Consider the following 19342-nt stretch of genomic DNA (forward strand, 5'->3'; position numbering starts at 1 on the left):
CCGCGACGCTGATGGGTCGCGCGGCTGTCGCGTCGGCGCGACTACGAAATTCCGGTAGGACACTACGAAACGCTGGTGATTACACCCCGCGAAACTCCCGCCGCCATGCCGATGGTGAGGTGCGAAACGCGCCCGCGAAATGCTGGCGTAACGACGCGGCCGAGCCGAAGCCCGCGATTGTCGCAATCGCTTCCACGGACTCGTTGCTGCTTTCCAGCAACTGTTGCGCGCGCGCGAGCCGCTGCGCGAGCAGCCACGCGCCGACCGTGGTGCCGGTGGCGAGCCGGAAGCGTCGCGTGAAGGTGCGGCGGCTCATCAACGCGCGTCCGGCAAGCGTGTCGAGCGTATGCGGCACGTCCAGATTGCCGCTCACCCAATCCAGCAAGCCCGATAGACGGTCACCGCGCAGGTTCGGCGGCATCGGCTGTTCGACGAATTGCGCCTGATTGCCTTGCCGGTGCGGCGGCACCACCAGCCGACGCGCGACGTAGTTCGCCACCCGGGCGCCGTATATTTTGCGCAGCACGTGCAGACAGCAGTCGAGGCCGGCCGCGGTGCCAGCCGAAGTCATGACGTTGCCGTCGTCGACATACAGCACGTCGGGGTCGAGCCGCACGCGGGGATAACGTCGCGCGAAATCGTCGGCCCAAGCCCAGTGAGTCGAGGCCGGACGATCGTCGAGAATGCCCGCCGCCGCCAGCACGAACGCGCCCAGGCACAGCCCGACCAGTTGCGCGCCGCGCGCGTGGGCGCAGCGCAACGCGTCGAGCAGCGGAGCGGGCGGCGCTTCGTCGGGGTCGCGCCAGCTCGGCACGATGATCGTGTGGGCGTCGGCGAGCGCGTCGAGTCCGTGCGTGACGGCGATCGAGAAGCCGGCGGTGGTGCTCAGCGGGCCTGTTTCGGCAGCACAGACGCGGAAGTCGAAATCCGGTACGCCGCCGCCGCTGCGGTCCTCGCCGAACACCACGCACGGCACCGACAGGTGGAACGGGCTGATGCGGTCGAACGCGACCACGGCGACGACGTGGCGGGCCGCGGCGCCGCGCGTCGCACCGGAGATTGCGGGAGTCGCCATCGATGACCTCGCGAGACGAAAGAAAAAAAGGATGGCCCGATTCTAGCGAATCTTGTCATTCGGGTCGCTGTCGTGAAGGCCACGGCGGGCGAACAATGCCGTCATCGCGCCGCTGTGTCGCCGGGCACCACGACACGCCGCACCACGCCGGGCCGACTGGCGCGACCCTCCATCCCTTCATCCGACAGGAGCTTTGCCATGACTATGCCGCGCCGTGCGCTGATCGTCATCGACGTGCAGAACGAATACGTGACCGGCGATCTGCCGATCGAATTCCCCGACGTCCAGACTTCGCTCGGCAACATCGGCCGCGCGATGGATGCGGCGCGCGCCGCCGGCATCCCGGTGGTCGTCGTGCAGAACTTCGCGCCGGCCAGCTCGCCGCTGTTCGCGCGCGGCAGCGCGGCGGCGGAACTGCATCCCGTGGTGGGCTCGCGCGCGCACGATCACTATGTGGAGAAATCCCTGCCGAGCGCGTTCAGCGGGACCGATCTGGCCGACTGGCTTGCCGCGCGGCAGATCGACACGCTGACGGTGACGGGTTACATGACGCACAACTGCGATGCGTCGACCGTCAATCACGCGGTTCACGCGGGGCTTTCGGTGGAATTCCTGCACGACGCGACGGGTTCGGTACCCTACGAGAACAGCGCGGGCTTTGCCAGCGCGGAGGACATCCACCGGGTATTCAGCGTGGTGCTGCAATCGCGCTTCGCGGCGGTGGCGAGCACCGACGAGTGGCTCGCGGCGGTGACGAGCGGGGTGCCGCTCGCGCGCGGCAATATTTATGCGTCGAATCAGGCGGCGCGGGCGCGCCGGGCCTTGGCGTGACGCGAGTGCGTGGCGCGGGACACGTTGAGTAACCGTCGCAATGCGCGGCTGTGTCGGCTTGCATCATCTAGCCACAAGGCACCGGAAACTGCCGCGCACAAACGAAAGCGGGCGGGTTATTCACCCGCCCGTGTTTTTTGCATTAGTCGTATCAACCGATATCCGGGCCACCAGACCCAATAACCGCTAAACCTTCCGCTTGCGCAGCGCCGGACTCAAGCGCAGTGCGTCGAACACCCCTTCGACCAGTTGCTGCGCATGCGCGCCGAAATCCGTCGCATCGGGCAAAAACAGCATGTCGCGCAGCGAGCCGCTGACAAACGCATGCACCATCGCCGCCGCCAGTTTCGTGTCGAGATCCGCGGGCATTTGTCCCTTGGAGATCGCGTTGCGCAAACCGCCTTCGATTTTCCGCAGCCCCTCGCGCATATTGGTCTGATAGCGTTCCATCACCGGGCCCATCTCCTCGACCAGCTCGCATTTCAGAAACAGGATGTCGAACACGCGCCGGCGGCGCGGGTCGTTGGCGGTGTCGCGCAGGCAGACCACGCAGATTTCCATCACCCGCTTGAGCGGATCGGGCTCGTTGGGGTCTAGCGACGCGGCTTTGAGTTCGTCCAACGGCAGCAGCACGCGGTCGAACATTTCGGTGAACAGGTCGCTTTTGTGGGCGAAGTGCCAGTAGATTGCGCCGCGCGTGACGCCCGCGGCTTGTGCGATATCCGCGAGCGAGGTGCGCGATACACCTTTTTCGAAGAACACGCGTTCTGCCGCATCGAGAATGCTGGTGCGCGTCTCCAACGCCTCTTCTTTGGTTCTTCTGACCATATTGGTATGACCTGCGCTGATTGTGGGGTTTTCCCGAGCGTTTTTAAGTCAGCCCGATGACAATCTGTCTACTATTTCGGAGTTTTGGAACCAAACCTGCAAGTCCCCGGCCTGCAAGAGAACGAAATGCACTTTTACATGCATTCTTGAATGTATATATAATAGCACTCCACGATCGGATGGCCCAAGCCGTGACGACCGGTTAATATCCGTCACTGTTGCCTTTCAAAACGCTCTTGCGCGTTGCCCGAAAAGGGCGGCGCCGCGCGGCATTCCCCGGTATGGCGCCATCGCATCGCGATGCCCCTCCAGGTGCGATGTGTATCCACGGGCTTCCGGTCAAGCGTCGCAAGACGCATGTGTGCGCCGTCGTCCCCGGGGTAGGGATGCGCGCACTTTTTCATTCTCAGTCTTTGACAGAGGTCGCTCCATGCGCGTCGAACGGGTTCCATTCCGCTTAATCAGTGCCGCGACGGCTGCCGTATTGCTGGCAGCGTGCGGACCAAAACAATCTGCCCCGCCGCCCCAGACCCCCGAAGTTGGCGTCGTCACCGTCCAGCCGACGACCGTGCCGGTCATCACCGAACTGCCGGGCCGCACCAGCGCCTTCCTCGTGGCGCAAGTGCGCGCACGGGTCGACGGCATCGTGCTGCGCCGCGAGTTTACCGAAGGCAGCCAGGTCAAGGCGGGCCAGCGTTTGTACAAGATCGATCCGGCGCCGTACATCGCGACGTTGAACAACGCGAAGGCGACGCTCGCGAAGGCCCAGGCCAACCTCGTGACGACCACCGCGCAGGCCAACCGCTACAAGGTGCTGGTCGCCGCGAACGCGGTCAGCAAGCAGGACTACGACAACGCGGTCGCCGCCGAAGGCCAGGCCGCGGCCGACGTCGCCGCCGGCAAGGCAGCCGTCGACACCGCGCAGATCAATCTCGGTTATACCGACGTGACCTCGCCGGTAACCGGCCAGATCGGCGTGTCGCAAGTCACGCCCGGCGCCTTCGTCCAGGCGAGCGCCGCGACGCTGCTTGCCACGGTCCAGCAACTCGATCCGGTCTACGTGGACCTGACGCAATCGAGCCTCGACGGTCTCAAGCTGCGCCGTGAGATCCAGGAAGGGCGCCTCAAGACAACCGGCCCGGGCGCGGCGCAAGTGTCGCTGATTCTCGAAGACGGCCGGGTCTATCCGGACAAGGGCAAGCTGCAATTCACCGACGTCACGGTCGACCAGGGCACCGGCTCGGTCACGGTTCGCGCGATCTTCAAGAACGCGGACAAGGTGCTGCTGCCGGGCATGTTCGTGCGCGCGAAGATCGAGGAAGGCGTGAACCAGAACGCGCTCGTCGTGCCGCAAGTCGGCATCACGCACGACCAGAAAGGTCAGCCGACCACGCTGGTCGTCGGCGCCGACAACAAGGTCGAATTGCGTCAGATCGTCACCGCCGGCACGTTCGGTTCGAACTGGGTGGTCGCAGGCGGCCTGAATCCCGGCGACCGCGTGATCGTCCAGGGCACCGACAAGGCCCGCCCCGGCCAGCAGGTCAAGCCAGTTGCCGCGCAACTTCCCGCCACGCCCGCTTCCGGCGCAGCCGCTCAAGGCGCGTCGGCCGCAAGCAGCGCACAGACGGCCCAACCCGCCTCCGCTGCCTCGGGCGCGTAATAACAGGGAGCCCGCCTCATGGCAAAGTTCTTTATCGATCGCCCGATTTTTGCATGGGTGATCGCCATCATTCTGATGCTCGCGGGTATCGCGTCGGTCTTCACGTTGCCGATCGCGCAATACCCGACCATCGCGCCGCCGGCCGTGCAGATCAGCGCAACGTACCCGGGCGCATCGGCGAAGACGGTGGAAAACACCGTCACGCAGGTGATCGAGCAGCAGATGAGTGGTCTCGACCACTTGCTGTATCTGGCGTCCACGTCGGACGACTCGGGTACGGCAACCATCACGCTGACGTTCGCGGCCGGCACCAACCCCGACATCGCGCAGGTGCAGGTGCAGAACAAGCTGCAGCTCGCCACGCCGTTGCTGCCGCAAGCCGTGCAGCAGTTGGGCACCAAGGTCACGAAGTCGAGCAGCAGCTTCCTGCTGGTGATGGCCTTCGTGTCCGAAGACGGCAGCATGAGCAAGTACGACCTGGCGAACTACGTCGCGTCGAACATTCAGGATCCGATCAGCCGTATCGACGGTGTGGGCACGGTGACGCTGTTCGGCTCGCAGTACGCGATGCGGATCTGGCTCGACGCGAACAAGCTGAACAACTTCGGCCTGACGCCGGTCGACGTGCAAACGGCATTGCAGGCGCAGAACGTGCAGGTTGCGGGCGGCTCGCTCGGCGGCACGCCGTCGGTGCCGGGCCAGGTGCTGCAAGCCACCATCACGCAGGCCACGCTGCTGAACACGCCTGAACAGTTCGGCAACATCCTGCTCAAGGTGAACACGGACGGCTCGCAGGTGCGTCTGCGCGACGTCTCGCACATCGAGCTGGGCGGCGAAAACTACAACTTCGACACCAAGTACAACGGGCAACCCACGGCCGGCTTCGGTATCCAGCTCGCCACCGGCGCGAACGCGCTGGCTACCGCGAAGGCGGTGCGCGCGAAGGTCGCCGAACTGTCGAAGTATTTCCCGCACGGTCTGGTCGTCCAGTATCCGTACGACACCACGCCGTTCGTGCGCCTGTCGATCGAGGAAGTGGTCAAGACGCTGCTCGAAGGTATCGTGCTGGTGTTCCTGGTCATGTACCTGTTCCTGCAGAACCTGCGCGCCACGCTGATCCCGACGATCGCGGTGCCGGTGGTGCTGCTGGGCACGTTCGCGATCATGGGGATCGTGGGTTTCTCGATCAACGTGCTGTCGATGTTCGGTCTCGTGCTGGCGATCGGTCTCCTGGTGGACGATGCGATCGTGGTGGTGGAAAACGTCGAGCGGGTGATGCAGGAGGAGGGCTTATCGCCTCGTGACGCGACCCGCAAGGCGATGGACCAGATTACCGGCGCACTGGTCGGCGTGGCGCTCGTGCTGTCGGCGGTGTTCGTGCCGGTGGCGTTCTCGGGCGGTTCCGTCGGCGCTATTTACCGGCAGTTCTCGCTGACGATCGTGGCGGCGATGGTGCTGTCCGTGCTGGTCGCGTTGATTCTGACGCCGGCGCTGTGCGCGACGATCCTCAAGCCGATCCCGAAGGGTCATCACGAAACGGCCACCGGCTTCTTCGGCTGGTTCAACCGCACGTTCAACAAGAGCCGCGACAAGTATCACTCGGGCGTGCACCACGTGATCAAGCGCTCGGGCCGCTGGCTGATCATCTACATGGTGGTGATCTTCGCGGTCGGGCTGCTGTTCGTCAAACTGCCGAAGTCGTTCCTGCCTGACGAGGACCAGGGCACGATGTTCGTGCTGGTGCAAACGCCGTCGGGTTCCACGCAGGAAACCACCGCGCGCGCGCTGAAGGACGTGTCCGACTATCTGCGCAACGAGGAGAAGTCGATCGTCGAATCGACCTTCACGGTGAACGGCTTCAGCTTCGCTGGGCGCGGCCAGAATGCGGGTCTCGTTTTCGTGCGGATGAAGGACTACGGACTGCGCCAGCACTCGGACCAGAAGGTGCAGGCGCTGGTGGGCCGTCTCTACATGCACTTCGCCAGCTACAAGAACGCGACGGTGTTCCCGGTCAATCCGCCGTCGATTCCTGAACTCGGCACGGCCGCGGGCTTCGACTTCCAGTTACAGGATCGCGCGGGTGTGGGTCACGCGAAGCTGATGGAAGCGCGCAACATGCTGCTGGGCCTGGCGGCGAAAGATCCGACGCTGGCTCAGGTGCGCCCGAACGGCCTGAACGATACGCCGCAGTTCAAGGTGAGCATCGACCACGAGAAGGCTTCCGCGCTCGGCGTGTCGCTGGCCACGATCGACCAGACGTTCTCGATCGCATGGGCGTCGCAGTACGTGAACAACTTCCTCGATACCGACGGCCGGATCAAGAAGGTGTACCTGCAGGGCGACGCGCCTTTCCGGATGAAGCCGGAAGACGTGAACGTCTGGTTCGTGCGCAACAACGCGGGCGCGATGGTGCCGTTCTCCGCGTTCGCGAGTACCGAGTGGACCTACGGTTCGCCGAAGCTGGAGCGCTACAACGGTATCTCGTCGGTGGAAATCCAGGGCGCGGCCGCACCGGGCAAGTCGACCGGTCAGGCGATGACGGCGATGGAAGCACTCGTTGCGAAGCTGCCGGCGGGCGTCGGCTACGAATGGACGGGCCTGTCGTTGCAGGAACGCCAGTCGGGTTCGCAGGCGCCGATTCTGTACGGCATCTCGATTCTCGTCGTGTTCCTGTGTCTCGCGGCGCTGTATGAAAGCTGGTCGATCCCGTTCTCGGTGATCATGGTGGTACCGCTCGGCGTGATCGGCGCACTGTTGGCCGCAACGCTGCGCGGGCTCGAGAACGACGTGTTTTTCCAGGTGGGTCTGTTGACCACCGTCGGCTTGTCGGCGAAGAACGCGATTCTGATCGTGGAATTCGCCCGCGAACTACAGCAGGGTGAAGGCATGGGGCCGATCGAGGCCGCGCTGGAAGCAGCGCGTCTGCGGTTGCGCCCGATCCTGATGACCTCGCTCGCGTTCATACTCGGCGTGATGCCGCTCGCGATCAGTAACGGCGCCGGTTCGGCCAGCCAGCACGCGATCGGTACCGGCGTGATCGGCGGGATGTTGACGGCGACCTTCCTCGCGATTTTCATGATCCCGATGTTCTTCGTCGTGATCCGCGCGAAATTCGGCGGTGAGAAGGAAGACCCGGATGAGGCGCTCGCACACTACAACCAGCACCATCCGCATGATCCGCAAGGCGGCGGTTCGGCTGGCGGGTCGACTGATGAAGGCTCGGGCAAGGACGGACATTGAGATGCAAAAACATTCTCTGATTGCAGTGGCGGTTGCGTTGCTCGCCGCGGGTTGCACGATGGCGCCGCGCTACGAGCGCCCGGCGGCTCCCGTGACGGCGGGCTTCCCGAGCGGCGGCGTGTACGACACGCAGCCGGGGGCGACCCAGCCGGACGCCCCCGCGCGCAGCGCCAACGGTCAGGCTGCCGCCGACATCGGCTGGCGCGAGTTCTTCGTCGACCCGCGCATGCAGCGGTTGATCGAGATCGCGCTGAAGAACAACCGCGATCTGCGCGTGTCGGTGCTGAACATGCAGGCGTCGCAGGCGCAGTACCGGATCGTTCGCGCGGGTCTGTTCCCGACGCTCGACGCCGCCGCTTCGCAAACCAAGCAGCGCACGCCGCGCGACCTGTCGTTCTTTGACCAGACGATTACCAACACGTATTCGGTCGGTCTGAACGCGTCGTGGGAAATCGACTTCTTCGGGCGGATTCAAAGCCTGAAGGATCAGGCGTTGGCGACCTACCTGGGCACGGCCCAGGCGCGCAAGGCGGCGGAAATCGCGCTGGTCTCGCAGGTGGCGAACCAGTACCTGACGGTGCTCGAACTGGACGATCTGCTGAAGGTCACGCAGAACACGTTGAAGACCGCGGACGAATCGTATCGGATCAACAAGGTTCAGTTCGACACCGGTACGGGTTCGGAGCTCGATCTGCGCCAGGCGCAAACGGTGGTCGAGGTGGCGAAGGCGAACCACCAGGCGCAGGAACGTCTGCGGGCGCAGGCCGAAAATGCGTTGGTGCTGCTGCTCGGCGAGCCGATGCCCGCCGACCTGCCGCCGGGCTTGACGTTGGACAGCCAGAATCTCCTGACGGATATTCCGGCCGGGTTGCCCTCCGATCTGCTGACGCGTCGTCCGGACATCATGGAGGCCGAAGAGAATCTGCTCGCGGCCAACGCGAACATCGGCGCGGCGCGCGCGGCGTTCTTCCCGAAGGTTTCGCTGACCGGCAGTTTCGGCACGCTGAGTCCGACGCTCGGCGGTCTGTTCAAGCCGGGTTCGGCAGCGTGGAGCTTCGCGCCGTCGATCACCTTGCCGATCTTCGAGGGTGGCCAGAACATCGCCAACCTGAACCTCGCCAACATCGAGAAGAACGTCCAGATCGCCACCTATGAGAAGGCGATCCAGACTGCTTTCCGCGAAGTGGCGGACGGACTGGCGGCACGCGGCACGTACGACCAGCAGATCGAGGCGCTGGAGCGCGATACGTTTGCCGAACAACGCCGGCTGGATCTGTCGAACCTGCGCTATTCGAACGGTGTCGACAGCTATCTGGCGGTGTTGACCGCGCAGAGCGCGCTGTACCTGGCGCAGCAGTCGCTGGTTACCGCGCGCATGGAGCGTGCGCAGAATCTGGTGACGCTGTATCAGGCGCTTGGCGGCGGCTGGATCGAGCATACCGGCGAGCAGCCGCGTCCGGCCGACGCGCCGGTCGACTATGGTGCGGCGAGTGCGCCGGTGGCGGCCTCGGCGCCGAACGCGGGTTGAGCTTCGCATCAGATCCTGGGCGGGACGGATTCTGATTCGGGGAGCCGCCTCGCCGCAGTTGGACAAACGAAAACGCCACGGCATTGCCATGGCGTTTTCGTTTCTGCGGCCTTCGCAGCCGCACTCCTAACCGCGCCAACCAGCGCTAGCGGCGCTCAGTGCAAATCCACGGTGCGCAGCATCTCGTCGCCTTGCGGTTCGGCGCCGCCGCGTCCGTCGAAGTCATGGCCCGCGCGGCGAATGTCGTTCTGCGCCTTCTTCTCGCTCTTCACGCCGTTGAAGATCAGGTTCAGCACCACCGCCGAGACCGACGCCAGCAGAATTCCGCTATGCAGCAGCGGCGACAGCGCGGGCGGCAGCTTCGAGAAGAAGTGCGGCGATACCACCGGCACCAGACCCAGCCCGATGCTCACCGCGACGATGAACAGGTTGTGGTGGTTCTTCACGAAGTCGACTTTCGACAGCACTTTGATGCCGTTCGCCGCGACCATGCCGAACATCACGATGCCCGCGCCGCCGAGCACGAACGCCGGCACCGACGCGACCACTTGCGCCATCTTCGGGAACAGGCCCAGCAGCACCAGGATCACGCCGCCCATCGCGCAGACAAAGCGGCTCTTCACGCCGGTCACGCCGATCAGCCCGACATTCTGCGAAAACGAGGTATGCGGAAACGAGTTGAAGATGCCGCCGATCAGCGTACCCAGCCCGTCGACGCGCAGGCCGCGCACCAGCGTCTTCTGATCGACCGGCCGATCGACCATGTCGCCGACCGCGAGGAACATGCCGGTCGATTCGATGAAGGTGACGAACATCACGGTAACCATCGTCGCGATCGACAGCGGATCGAAGTGCGGCATGCCGAAGTGGAACGGCATCACGAAGCCGACCCACGGCGCAAGCGTGACGCCTTCCATGTTCACGCGGCCGAGCGCCAGCGCGATCACGAAGCCCGCGACGATGCCGAGCAGCACCGAGATGTTGGCGAGGAAGCCCTTGGCGAACTTGTTGATCAGCAGGATCAGCATCAGGACGAGCAGCGACAGGCCGAGATAGACCGGATTGCCGTAATCGGGATTGCCCACGCCGCCGGCCGCCCAGTTGATGCCGACTTCCATCAGCGACAGGCCGATCACCGAGATCACCACGCCGATCACCACCGGCGGGAAGAAGCGCAACAGCTTGCCGACCGCGGGCGCGAGCAGGATGCCGACCACGCCGGCCGCGATCGTCGAGCCGAAGATGTCGAGAATGCCGAGCGAAGGATTGGTGCCGATCGCGACCATCGGACCGACGGCCGCGAACGTGCAGCCCATGATGACCGGCAGACGGATGCCGAAGATCCACAGACCGAGCGTCTGGATCAGCGTGGCGATGCCGCACGAGAACAGATCGGCGCTGATCAGGAAGGCGATCTGATCTTTCGGCAACTTGAGCGCCGCGCCGATGATCAGGGGCACCGCGACGGCGCCGGCGTACATCACCAGAACGTGCTGAATGCCGAGGGTGAGCAACTGGCCCGCCGGCAGTCGCTCGTCGCACGGGTGAACCGTGTTCGCTTGCATATCGTCTGTCTCCACCATCTGGTTTTGGGATGGCTCCAAGGTATCGGGGACGAAAAGGTGCAACAAGACCACTGGGGCCTATTCCGGCATTCCCGGTGACGATATGCGAGCGCGTCGTTTGAAAGGTGATTTAAAGGCGCGCGCGCGGGCGATCGGGGCTCAACCCTTTGCAGCGGCGATGTGAGGCCGCTCGCCGCGCGTGCCCGGCGCGCGGGGATATATGTGAGAATCAATGAGGTGTATCGCGGCTCGCGCATAGTCCTGTTTTCATGCGGCTCGCGGGACGGCGGGGTTAACCCGCGATTCGGGATTTTCAGCGTGTTGTCCTCGCGCCCGATGCACATCATTCTTCCCCCCTTTTGACGACCCATCGCCCATGAGTTTTCTCGGCATCGACATCGGCACCGGCTCCCTGAAAGTGGCAATCGTCGACGCACACGGGTGCGAGCAGGCGGTGGCGAGCGTCGCTTATGCACTCGACACACCGCACGCGGGTTGGGCGGAAACATCCGTGCTGACATGGTGGAGCGCACTGTGCGAAGCGATGGCGTGCTTGCCCGGCGAATTGCGCCGCGACGTGCAGGCGATCGGCTTCTCCGGCCAGATGCACGGCGTCGTGTTGATCGACGCTGCGGGCGAAGCGTTGCGTCCCGCGATGCTCTGGCCCGACACGCGCGCACTGGATCTGCTCGATGCGTGGCCCGAGCCGCAGCCGAATCCGGTCGCGCCCGGCATGGCCGGTCCGTTGCTGCGCTGGATCGTGCTGCATGAGCCGCAGATCGCCCGCGGCACGCGCTGGGCGCTGCAGCCGAAGGACTGGCTGCGCGTCGCGCTCGGCGGCGCGGTGGCGACCGATCCGTCCGACGCCTGCGCGACCGCGCTCGCCGATCCCGCCGGCGTGTGGGACACGGCGCTGCTCGAACGCCTGCAGATTCCGCGTGAATGGTTCGCACCGCTCGCGCCATCGTATGCGGCGGGGGGCGTGCTGTCGGAGAGCGCGGCGCAGGCGCTCGGCCTGCGCGCCGGGATCGTGCTCGCGACCGGCGCCGCCGATACGCCGTGCGCGGCGCTAGGCAGCGGACTCGCGCACGACGGCGACGCGTTGCTCACCACCGGCACCGGCGGACAGATCATCGTGCTTGCCTCGCAGGCGCCCGCCGCGGCGAAGGGCTTGCATCGCTATCGGGCGGCGAGTGATCACTGGTATCGGATGGCCGCGATGCAGAACGTAGGCATCGCGCTGGAGCGGGTGCGCGGCTGGCTTTCGTATGAATGGGCCGATGCTTATCGCGATGCGTTCGGTGATGCAGCGGACTCGATCACGGCCGCCAACGACAGCACCGCACGGGGTCTGACCTTCCTGCCGTACCTCACGGGCGAGCGCACGCCCTGGCTCAACCCGCAGGCGCGCGGCGGCTGGCTCGGCCTCGCGCTCGATCACACACGCGGCGCGATGATGCGCGCCGCGTTCGAAGGCGTCGCGTTCTCGCTGCGCGCCGGGCTCGATGCGATTCGTGCGAGTGGCGCAACGGTGACGGCATTGAAGCTTGCCGGCGGCGGTTCCGTCGACGCGCGCTGGCGTCAGTTGCTCGCCGACGCGCTGAACGTCGAACTGCATGCGGTCGATTGTCCCAATGCCGCGCCGCGTGGCGCAGCGATTCTCGGCGGCCTCGCCAGCGGCCATTGGCACGCCGCTGATCTCGCCGCGCTCGCGCCAGGCGCGACGCGCGTCGCGGGTCCGCGAGACGATGCGGCGCTCGCCGCACGCTACGCGCGCTTTCTCGATCTGTACGGCCGCGTCGAAACCTGGTTCGGCGACGCGACGCTTCGTTAGCCGAAGCAATGCCGGCCTTGGACAACGCCATACCGCGCTTTGCCATACCATTACGCTTTTCGCACGCCAGGCTGGAACCCGGCGTGCGCTGCTGGCCGGTCGGGACGAGATGGGCCGCAGCAACGTGAAACGCTCGCGTCGCGCGTGAGTCACGCGCAGCGAGCGAAACGGGACACCGCGGGACGTCCACGCGCCGCGACGCACCGCGACGCGCGTCGCATTCATAGACTCACAGGAGCATTGACGATGAAAACCAAAGCAGCAATCGCATGGAAAGCCGGCGCCCCGTTGACGATCGAGGAAGTCGATCTGGAGGGGCCGCGTGCCGGTGAAGTCCTGATCGAAGTGAAGGCGACGGGCATCTGCCACACCGACTACTACACGCTGTCGGGCGCCGATCCGGAAGGCATCTTCCCGGCGATTCTCGGCCACGAAGGCGCGGGCGTGATCGTCGATACCGGTCCGGGTGTCGGCACACTGAAGAAGGGCGATCACGTGATTCCGCTGTACACGCCCGAATGCCGCCAGTGCAAGTTCTGTCTGTCGCGCAAGACCAACCTGTGCCAGGCGATCCGCGCGACCCAGGGCAAGGGTCTGATGCCGGACGCCACCTCGCGTTTCTCGCTCGACGGCAAGCCGCTCTTTCACTACATGGGCACGTCCACGTTCTCGAACTACATCGTCGTGCCGGAAATCGCGGTCGCGAAGGTGCGTGAGGACGCGCCGTTCGACAAGATCTGCTACATCGGCTGCGGCGTGACGACCGGCGTCGGCGCGGTCGTGTATTCGGCCAAGGTCGAGGCGGGTGCGAACGTGGTGGTGTTCGGGCTCGGCGGCATCGGCCTGAATGTGATCCAGGGCGCCAAAATGGTCGGCGCGGACAGGATCATCGGCGTCGATATCAACCCGGGCCGCGTCGAACTCGCGAAGAAGTTCGGCATGACGCACTTCATCAACCCGACCGAAGTCGAAAACGTCGTCGACCACATCGTGCAGCTCACCGATGGCGGCGCCGACTATTCGTTCGAATGCATCGGCAACACCAAGGTCATGCGCCAGGCGCTGGAGTGCACGCACAAGGGCTGGGGCCAGTCGTTCATCATCGGCGTGGCGGCGGCGGGCGAGGAGATCAGCACGCGTCCGTTCCAGCTGGTGACGGGCCGCGAGTGGAAGGGCTCGGCATTCGGCGGCGCGCGCGGGCGCACCGACGTGCCGAAGATCGTCGACTGGTACATGGAAGGCAAGATCAATATCGACGATCTGATCACGCACCGTCTGCCGCTCGAACGCATCAACGAAGGCTTCGATCTGATGAAGAAGGGCGAGTCGATCCGCTCGGTCGTGATCTACTAAACGAGGAGCGTCGCGATGCTGGAACTCATATCGGCGCACATGTGCCATGGCGGCGAGCAGCGCATCTACCGGCACGACTCGCAGACCATCGGCTTGCCGATGCGCTTCTCGGTGTATCTGCCGCCGCAGGCTTTGCTGGCCAACGCAAACGTGCCCGCGCTGTTCTATCTCGCGGGTCTCACCTCCACGGAAGAGACGTTTCCGACGAAGGGCGGCGCGCAGCGCTTCGCGGCGCAGCACGGCATCGCGCTGATCGCGCCGGATACCAGTCCGCGCGGCGCGGGCGTGCCGGGCGAAAGCGCGGCGTGGGACTTCGGCGTGGGCGCGGGCTTTTACGTCGATGCGACGCAGCAGCCCTGGGCGCAGCACTATCGCATGTACTCCTACGTGCGCGATGAACTGCGCGAAACGGTGCTCGCCAATCTGCCGGTGGACGGCGCGCGGCTCGGGATCTTCGGGCACTCGATGGGCGGTCACGGCGCGTTGACGCTGGCGCTGCGCAATCCGGAGATCTATCGGTCGGTGTCGGCATTCGCGCCGATCGCTGCGCCGATGCGCTGTCCGTGGGGCGTGAAGGCGTTCAGCGGCTATCTGGGCGAAGACCGCGAAGCGTGGCGGCAGTATGACGCGAGCGAGCTGGTGGCGCACGCGCCGCGCAAGTTCGCGCAAGGGATTCTGGTCGATCAGGGACTCGCTGACCAGTTCCTCGCCGAGCAACTGAACCCGGATGTGTTCGAAGCCGCCTGCCAGGCCGCAGGGCAGCCGCTGACGTTGCGCCGTCACGCGGGCTACGACCACGGTTACTACTTCATCTCGACGTTCATCGAGGATCACCTCGCGCATCACGCGAAGGTGCTGAACGGCTGACTTCCTTGCAAATCGCGATGGCGGCGGCATGCAGGTGTGCCGCCGCCATCGGCAAGCCGGCGCGCCAGCGCCCGCTCAACGCCGCCCCAGCAAACTCCCGCCATACACCACCGCCGACAGCACGGTGATCCAGAAGCTCGTCGGCCAATCGGTATAGAACGCCAGCGTCAGACCCAGCCACGCCTGCGCCAGCGCGAACCCGGCGGCGAGCACCAGCCCGGCCGAGAGCCGCGTCGTCATGTTTTGCGCTGCGGCGGCCGGGCCGACCATCAGCGTGAACACCAGCAGCACGCCGACGATCTGCGTGCATGCCGCGACGGCGAGCGCGACGATCGTCAGAAACAGCATCGACACGAGACGCAGCGAGACGCCCTTCGCTTCGGCCAGTTCCGGCTGCAACGAAGCGAACAGCAGCGGCCGCATGATCGCCGCGAGCGCGCCCAGACTGACGACGCTCAACGCCGCCAGCACGCCGAGCGTCGACGCATTCACGCCGAGCACGTTGCCGAACAGCAGCGCGGTGACCTGGGTCGCGTACGCGGTGAAGAAGTGCAGAAACAGCAAACCGAAGCCGAGCGACAGCGACAGGATCACGCCGATCGCGACGTCGCGGCCGGCCAGACGTTCGCCCAGCGCGCCCATGCCGACGCCCGCCGCGAGCGTGAAACCGATCATCCCCCAGATCGGCGAGATGCCGATCAGCACCGCGCCGGTCGCGCCGGTGAAGCCCACGTGCGAGAGCGCGTGGCCGGCGAAGGTCTGTCCGCGCAGTACCAGGAAATAGCCCACCACGCCTGCCAGCACCGCGACGATCCCCGACGCCGCGAATGCGTTCACCATGAAATCGTATTCAAACATCGTGCGTGTGTCCGTCGCGTGAGTCGTGCTGGTGTGAGTGGCCGTGCGCGCCGCCGTGGTCGTGCGAATGCCCGTGTGAATGCGAGTGCGAGTGAGCGTGGCCGCCGCCCTCGTCGTGTTCATGCCCGTGATCGTGCTTCTCGACTTCGACACCGCCCGACATCACGAAGATGCGGCCGTTCACGCGCATCACGTCGATCGGCGAGCCATACAGGCGCGATAGCACCGGCCGCGTGATCACTTCGTCGACGGTGCCGAGCGCCGCCACGCCGCTGCCGAGATACAGCACGCGATCGAGCGAGTTCAGCAGCGGATTCAGCTCGTGCGCGGAAAACAGCACGGCGATGCCGAGTTCCCGCTGCACGCTGCGCACCAGTTCGACCACGCTCTTCTGATGATGCGGGTCGAGGCTGATCAGCGGCTCGTCGAGCAGCAGCAGCTTCGGATTGCCGAGCAGGCATTGCGCGAGCAGCAGTCGCTGACGTTCGCCGCCCGACAGCTCCGAGAGTGGCCGCTCGGCCAGCTTGCGGCCGCCGACCAGATCGAGCACGCGCTCGACGTCGGCGCGGGTTTTGGCATCCGCATGCGGCAAGCCCCAGCGATGGCCGTCGGCGGCCATCGCGACGAAATCGCGGCCGCGCACGCGGCGGCCGGCGAGCGCGCTGCGCGTCTGCGGCATATAGCCGATCGACGCGTTGCCGCGTTCGACCGGCTGCCCGAGCACGCGGATCGCGCCCTGGGCCGCGGGCACGAGGCCGAGCACCGCGCGCATCAGCGTGGTCTTGCCCGCGCCGTTCGGCCCGAGCACGCCGATGAATTCGCCCTGGTTCACCACGAAGCCGGTGTCGCGCAAGATCGTGCGGTCGCCGAGTACGAGCGACACGTGGTTCAGTTCGAGCACCGGCGCGCCGCGGGGGGCTCTGGTGAGCGCGCTAGCTGGCGCGTTGCGGCCAGTCGAAGTCATTGGGGTTTTCCTTTGGCGCCGGCCGCCGCCTTCGCGCTGTTCGCTCCGCTTGCGCCGCTCGCATCGGCCGCGGCCAGCGCAGCGCCCAGCGCGTCGAGCTGGCTCAGCATCCACGTCTGATAGGTCTTGCCGGCCGGCTGGGTTTCGGTGACGCTCATGGTCGGGACCTGCGATTGCTGCGCGAGCTTCAACATGCGTTGGGTCAGGGCCTCGGTTGCCTGGCTGTTATAGATCAGAACGCGCACGCGTCTCTCGCGCAGATCACGTTCGAACGTGGCGATATCGGCCGCGCTGGCTTCGGTGTCGTTCATGGTCGCGAGCTGGAAGCGCTGGTTGCGCATCGTCAGGCCCACCGCGTCCGACATGTAGCCGAACACCGGCTCGGTCGCCGTGACCGGCACGCCCGCGTAGCGGCCATGCAGTTCAGCGACCTTGGCGTCGATCGGCTTGAGCGAGTCGAGAAACTTCGCAAGGTTCGCATCGTACGCCGACTTGTGCGCGGGGTCAGCCGCGACGAGCGCGCCGCTCACCGCGCGCGCCACTTTCGGCATGGTCGCCGGGTCGTACCAGAGGTGCGGATTGTCGCCGCCCTTCTTGCCGGTCAGCTCGGCGGCGACGATCGTGGTGCGCTTCGCACCCTTCGACGCGGCCAGCAGTTTCGCCATCCACGGATCGTAGTCGGCGCCGTTGTAGACCACAAGGCTCGCGCGCTGCAACGCGCGCGCGGTTTTCGGGCTGGCTTCGAACAGATGCGGGTCCTGGTCCGGATTGCTAAGAATGCTCGTCACGTCGACGCGATCGCCGCCCAGTTGCCGCACCACATCGCCATAAAAATTCTCCGCGGCGACCACGGGGATTTTCGCGTCCGCCGCAAACGCACCGGGGCCGAACGCGAGCGCCGCCGCGCCTACGGCCACGCACGTCGACAGTTTCAGCGCGCGGCGCGCCCCGGACCACATCGAGCCGATTTTTTTCATCGTTGTTTCCTGCTGCGTGAAAGTTGAATGAACTGCAAACGTTAGGGGCCGTGGCGGCGCGCGGCCGGCGCGGCTGCGGGCAATCAGCTCGTGCGCGACTTCATGAAGACCCGGCCTCGGGACGCGCCGCGCGGGCGCACGGCGCGCACAGACCGCTCAGTTCGATCACCTGGCGATGCACTTCGAAGCCGTTCGCGGGCCCGCTATGCGACAGCTGGTCGGCGAGGTCGTCGCCGGGAATCTCGACGGTCGCGCCGCAGCCGTCGCACATCAGGAACTGGCTGCGATGCGGCACGCCGACTTCGCAACAGGCCACGTACGCATTCTTCGATTCGATCCGATGGACGAAGCCGTGCGCGAGCAGAAAGTCGAGCGCGCGGTACACGGTCGTGGGCGGCATGCGGCCGCGTTCCGGCTCGAGCGCAGCCAGCAGCTCGTACGCGCCGATCGGCCGCTCGCTGGCGGCGACCGCCGCGTACACCTGACGGCGCAAAGGCGTCAGCGCAAGTCCGTGCGCGGCGGCGTGCGCATCGGCACGCGCGAGCCGCCCGGCGTGGTGTTCTGCAATCGACGTAGCCATCGGCATGGACCTCCAGACAAAGCGGCAATGAAACCGCCATTCAGACCGCAAAGGCTTCGAAGCGAAGCAAGGCCGCAATGATATAACGTATCTCGAATGTTTGTCAGCCGCCTGCGCGCAACGCGAATTGGCTGTCGTCTATTTCCCGTACTAGTGTTGCTGAAGGCACCTGCAACGTGCCCAGCGTCGTTCCGCGCTGCACCATCGAAATCTGGTCGAGCGCCTTGACATGACCGGGTCCGTATCCGATCATTCGATCACTAGCAGAGCAATTGTTCGCGCAATGAGCGTTCGCTCGCTGCGCCTCAAGAAGCAGAACGAACCGGAGACAGGCAGTGGGGGCACGTTTGCAAGACAAGGTGGCCATTCTCACCGGCGCGGCCAGTGGAATCGGTGAAGCGGTGGCGCGGCGCTTTCTGGACGAAGGCGCGCGCTGCGTGCTGGTCGACGTGAAGCCGGCGGACAGTTTCGGCGACGCGCTGCGCGCCGCTTACGGCGAGCGGGTGCTGAGCGTGAGCGCCGATGTCACGCGCCGCGACGACATCGAGCGCATTCTGGCGAGCACGCTGGAGCGCTTCGGCCAGGTCGACATTCTGTTCAACAACGCGGCGCTCTTCGACATGCGCCCGATCCTCGACGAATCCTGGGACGTGTTCGACCGCCTCTTCGCGGTCAACGTGAAGGGCATGTTCTTCCTGATGCAAGCGGTTGCGCGGCGGATGGTCGAACAGGGCCACGGCGGCAAGATCATCAACATGTCGTCGCAGGCCGGACGGCGCGGCGAGGCGCTGGTGTCGCACTACTGCGCGACCAAGGCGGCCGTGCTCAGCTACACGCAATCCGCGGCGCTTGCGCTCGCGCCGCACAAGATCAACGTGAACGGCATCGCGCCGGGCGTGGTCGACACGCCGATGTGGAACGAAGTCGACGCGCTCTTCGCCCGCTATGAAAACCGGCCGCTCGGCGAGAAGAAGCGGCTGGTCGGCGAAGCGGTGCCGCTCGGCCGCATGGGCGTGCCGGACGATCTGACCGGCGCCGCGCTGTTTCTCGCCTCGGCCGACGCGGATTACATCACCGCGCAGACGCTGAACGTCGATGGCGGCAACTGGATGAGTTGAACGTGGGCGCGCAACCCTGCGCGGTCCCCGTCGTTTTCGTAGAACAAACGCAGCATCACATAAC

At 65.5% G+C, this 19342-nt stretch carries 15 protein-coding genes; 8 read left to right on the top strand and 7 right to left on the bottom strand.

Annotated elements, in window-relative coordinates; all coding sequences use genetic code 11:
• Positions 1-79 precede the first annotated feature (79 nt).
• A complete protein-coding gene (locus tag PQR02_RS23215) occupies positions 80-1075 on the bottom strand; it encodes a helix-turn-helix domain-containing protein (RefSeq protein ID WP_408236397.1) in 996 nt (331 codons plus the stop codon).
• 198 nt (positions 1076-1273) lie between these two features.
• Here PQR02_RS23215 and PQR02_RS23220 point away from each other — a divergent pair, with 198 nt between their 5' ends.
• Entirely contained in the window at positions 1274-1906 is a 633-nt protein-coding gene (locus PQR02_RS23220) for a cysteine hydrolase family protein (protein ID WP_408236400.1), read from the top strand.
• 186 nt (positions 1907-2092) lie between these two features.
• Here PQR02_RS23220 and PQR02_RS23225 read toward each other — a convergent pair whose 3' ends face one another.
• Positions 2093-2734 (bottom strand): TetR family transcriptional regulator, encoded by a 642-nt coding sequence (locus tag PQR02_RS23225; protein WP_408236403.1) that lies wholly within the window; start codon positions 2732-2734, stop codon positions 2093-2095.
• A 430-nt stretch (positions 2735-3164) separates the two neighbouring features.
• On the opposite strand from PQR02_RS23225, the gene PQR02_RS23230 reads away from it, so the two are divergent.
• From PQR02_RS23230 to PQR02_RS23240, 3 genes are read left to right on the top strand one after another with little or no spacing between them, the layout of a single operon-like run.
• Positions 3165-4394 (top strand): efflux RND transporter periplasmic adaptor subunit, encoded by a 1230-nt coding sequence (locus tag PQR02_RS23230; protein WP_408236406.1) that lies wholly within the window; start codon positions 3165-3167, stop codon positions 4392-4394.
• A gap of 18 nt (positions 4395-4412) precedes the next feature.
• The gene (locus tag PQR02_RS23235) at positions 4413-7634 is read left to right on the top strand and encodes an efflux RND transporter permease subunit (RefSeq protein WP_408236409.1); all 3222 of its coding nucleotides are present in this window, start codon (positions 4413-4415) and stop codon (positions 7632-7634) included.
• A gap of 1 nt (position 7635) precedes the next feature.
• Complete coding sequence (locus tag PQR02_RS23240) at positions 7636-9162, top strand: efflux transporter outer membrane subunit (protein ID WP_408236412.1); 1527 nt, start codon at positions 7636-7638, stop codon at positions 9160-9162.
• Positions 9163-9317: 155 nt separating this feature from the next.
• On the opposite strand, the gene PQR02_RS23245 is transcribed toward PQR02_RS23240, so the two are convergent.
• Positions 9318-10727, bottom strand: a complete 1410-nt coding sequence (locus tag PQR02_RS23245; protein ID WP_408236415.1) for a nucleobase:cation symporter-2 family protein — start codon at positions 10725-10727, stop codon at positions 9318-9320.
• 376 nt (positions 10728-11103) lie between these two features.
• On the opposite strand from PQR02_RS23245, the gene PQR02_RS23250 reads away from it, so the two are divergent.
• The 3 genes from PQR02_RS23250 (at position 11104) to fghA (ending at position 14781) form a co-directional block, all read left to right on the top strand.
• Entirely contained in the window at positions 11104-12561 is a 1458-nt protein-coding gene (locus tag PQR02_RS23250; protein WP_408236418.1) for a xylulokinase, read from the top strand.
• A gap of 246 nt (positions 12562-12807) precedes the next feature.
• The gene (locus PQR02_RS23255) at positions 12808-13914 is read left to right on the top strand and encodes an S-(hydroxymethyl)glutathione dehydrogenase/class III alcohol dehydrogenase (RefSeq protein WP_408236421.1); all 1107 of its coding nucleotides are present in this window, start codon (positions 12808-12810) and stop codon (positions 13912-13914) included.
• Positions 13915-13929: 15 nt separating this feature from the next.
• A complete protein-coding gene (fghA, locus tag PQR02_RS23260) occupies positions 13930-14781 on the top strand; it encodes an S-formylglutathione hydrolase (RefSeq protein ID WP_408236424.1) in 852 nt (283 codons plus the stop codon).
• 75 nt (positions 14782-14856) lie between these two features.
• On the opposite strand, the gene PQR02_RS23265 is transcribed toward fghA, so the two are convergent.
• The 4 genes from PQR02_RS23265 to PQR02_RS23280 form a co-directional block, all read right to left on the bottom strand.
• Complete coding sequence (locus tag PQR02_RS23265; RefSeq protein ID WP_408236427.1) at positions 14857-15639, bottom strand: metal ABC transporter permease; 783 nt, start codon at positions 15637-15639, stop codon at positions 14857-14859.
• Positions 15632-16603: an ABC transporter ATP-binding protein gene (locus PQR02_RS23270; protein ID WP_408236430.1), complete on the bottom strand. Its 972-nt coding sequence runs from the start codon at positions 16601-16603 to the stop codon at positions 15632-15634. Before PQR02_RS23270 ends, PQR02_RS23265 begins: the two co-directional genes overlap by 8 nt.
• On the bottom strand, positions 16600-17580 hold the full coding sequence (locus PQR02_RS23275; RefSeq protein WP_408236433.1) for a metal ABC transporter solute-binding protein: 981 nt from the start codon (positions 17578-17580) through the stop codon (positions 16600-16602). The genes PQR02_RS23270 and PQR02_RS23275 overlap by 4 nt, the downstream gene beginning before the upstream one ends.
• A gap of 100 nt (positions 17581-17680) precedes the next feature.
• Positions 17681-18160, bottom strand: coding sequence for a Fur family transcriptional regulator (locus PQR02_RS23280; protein ID WP_408236436.1), 480 nt, complete (start codon positions 18158-18160; stop codon positions 17681-17683).
• Between the two features lie 335 nt (positions 18161-18495).
• On the opposite strand from PQR02_RS23280, the gene PQR02_RS23285 reads away from it, so the two are divergent.
• Positions 18496-19278, top strand: a complete 783-nt coding sequence (locus PQR02_RS23285) for an L-iditol 2-dehydrogenase (protein ID WP_408236439.1) — start codon at positions 18496-18498, stop codon at positions 19276-19278.
• The last annotated feature ends 64 nt before the right edge of the window (positions 19279-19342 follow it).

Origin of the sequence: Paraburkholderia sediminicola (assembly GCF_046026895.1) — a bacterium.
In the GTDB taxonomy this organism is placed as follows: domain Bacteria; phylum Pseudomonadota; class Gammaproteobacteria; order Burkholderiales; family Burkholderiaceae; genus Paraburkholderia; species Paraburkholderia sediminicola_C.

Excerpts from the sequence above, each read along its gene's own strand:
- PQR02_RS23215 (WP_408236397.1), bottom strand. The coding sequence starts at position 1,075 with ATGGCGACTCCCGCAATCTCCGGTGCGACGCGCGGCGCCGCGGCCCGC.
- PQR02_RS23220 (WP_408236400.1), top strand. The coding sequence starts at position 1,274 with ATGACTATGCCGCGCCGTGCGCTGATCGTCATCGACGTGCAGAACGAA.
- PQR02_RS23225 (WP_408236403.1), bottom strand. The coding sequence starts at position 2,734 with ATGGTCAGAAGAACCAAAGAAGAGGCGTTGGAGACGCGCACCAGCATT.
- PQR02_RS23230 (WP_408236406.1), top strand. The coding sequence starts at position 3,165 with ATGCGCGTCGAACGGGTTCCATTCCGCTTAATCAGTGCCGCGACGGCT.
- PQR02_RS23235 (WP_408236409.1), top strand. The coding sequence starts at position 4,413 with ATGGCAAAGTTCTTTATCGATCGCCCGATTTTTGCATGGGTGATCGCC.
- PQR02_RS23240 (WP_408236412.1), top strand. The coding sequence starts at position 7,636 with ATGCAAAAACATTCTCTGATTGCAGTGGCGGTTGCGTTGCTCGCCGCG.
- PQR02_RS23245 (WP_408236415.1), bottom strand. The coding sequence starts at position 10,727 with ATGCAAGCGAACACGGTTCACCCGTGCGACGAGCGACTGCCGGCGGGC.
- PQR02_RS23250 (WP_408236418.1), top strand. The coding sequence starts at position 11,104 with ATGAGTTTTCTCGGCATCGACATCGGCACCGGCTCCCTGAAAGTGGCA.
- PQR02_RS23255 (WP_408236421.1), top strand. The coding sequence starts at position 12,808 with ATGAAAACCAAAGCAGCAATCGCATGGAAAGCCGGCGCCCCGTTGACG.
- fghA (WP_408236424.1), top strand. The coding sequence starts at position 13,930 with ATGCTGGAACTCATATCGGCGCACATGTGCCATGGCGGCGAGCAGCGC.
- PQR02_RS23265 (WP_408236427.1), bottom strand. The coding sequence starts at position 15,639 with ATGTTTGAATACGATTTCATGGTGAACGCATTCGCGGCGTCGGGGATC.
- PQR02_RS23270 (WP_408236430.1), bottom strand. The coding sequence starts at position 16,603 with ATGACTTCGACTGGCCGCAACGCGCCAGCTAGCGCGCTCACCAGAGCC.
- PQR02_RS23275 (WP_408236433.1), bottom strand. The coding sequence starts at position 17,580 with ATGAAAAAAATCGGCTCGATGTGGTCCGGGGCGCGCCGCGCGCTGAAA.
- PQR02_RS23280 (WP_408236436.1), bottom strand. The coding sequence starts at position 18,160 with ATGGCTACGTCGATTGCAGAACACCACGCCGGGCGGCTCGCGCGTGCC.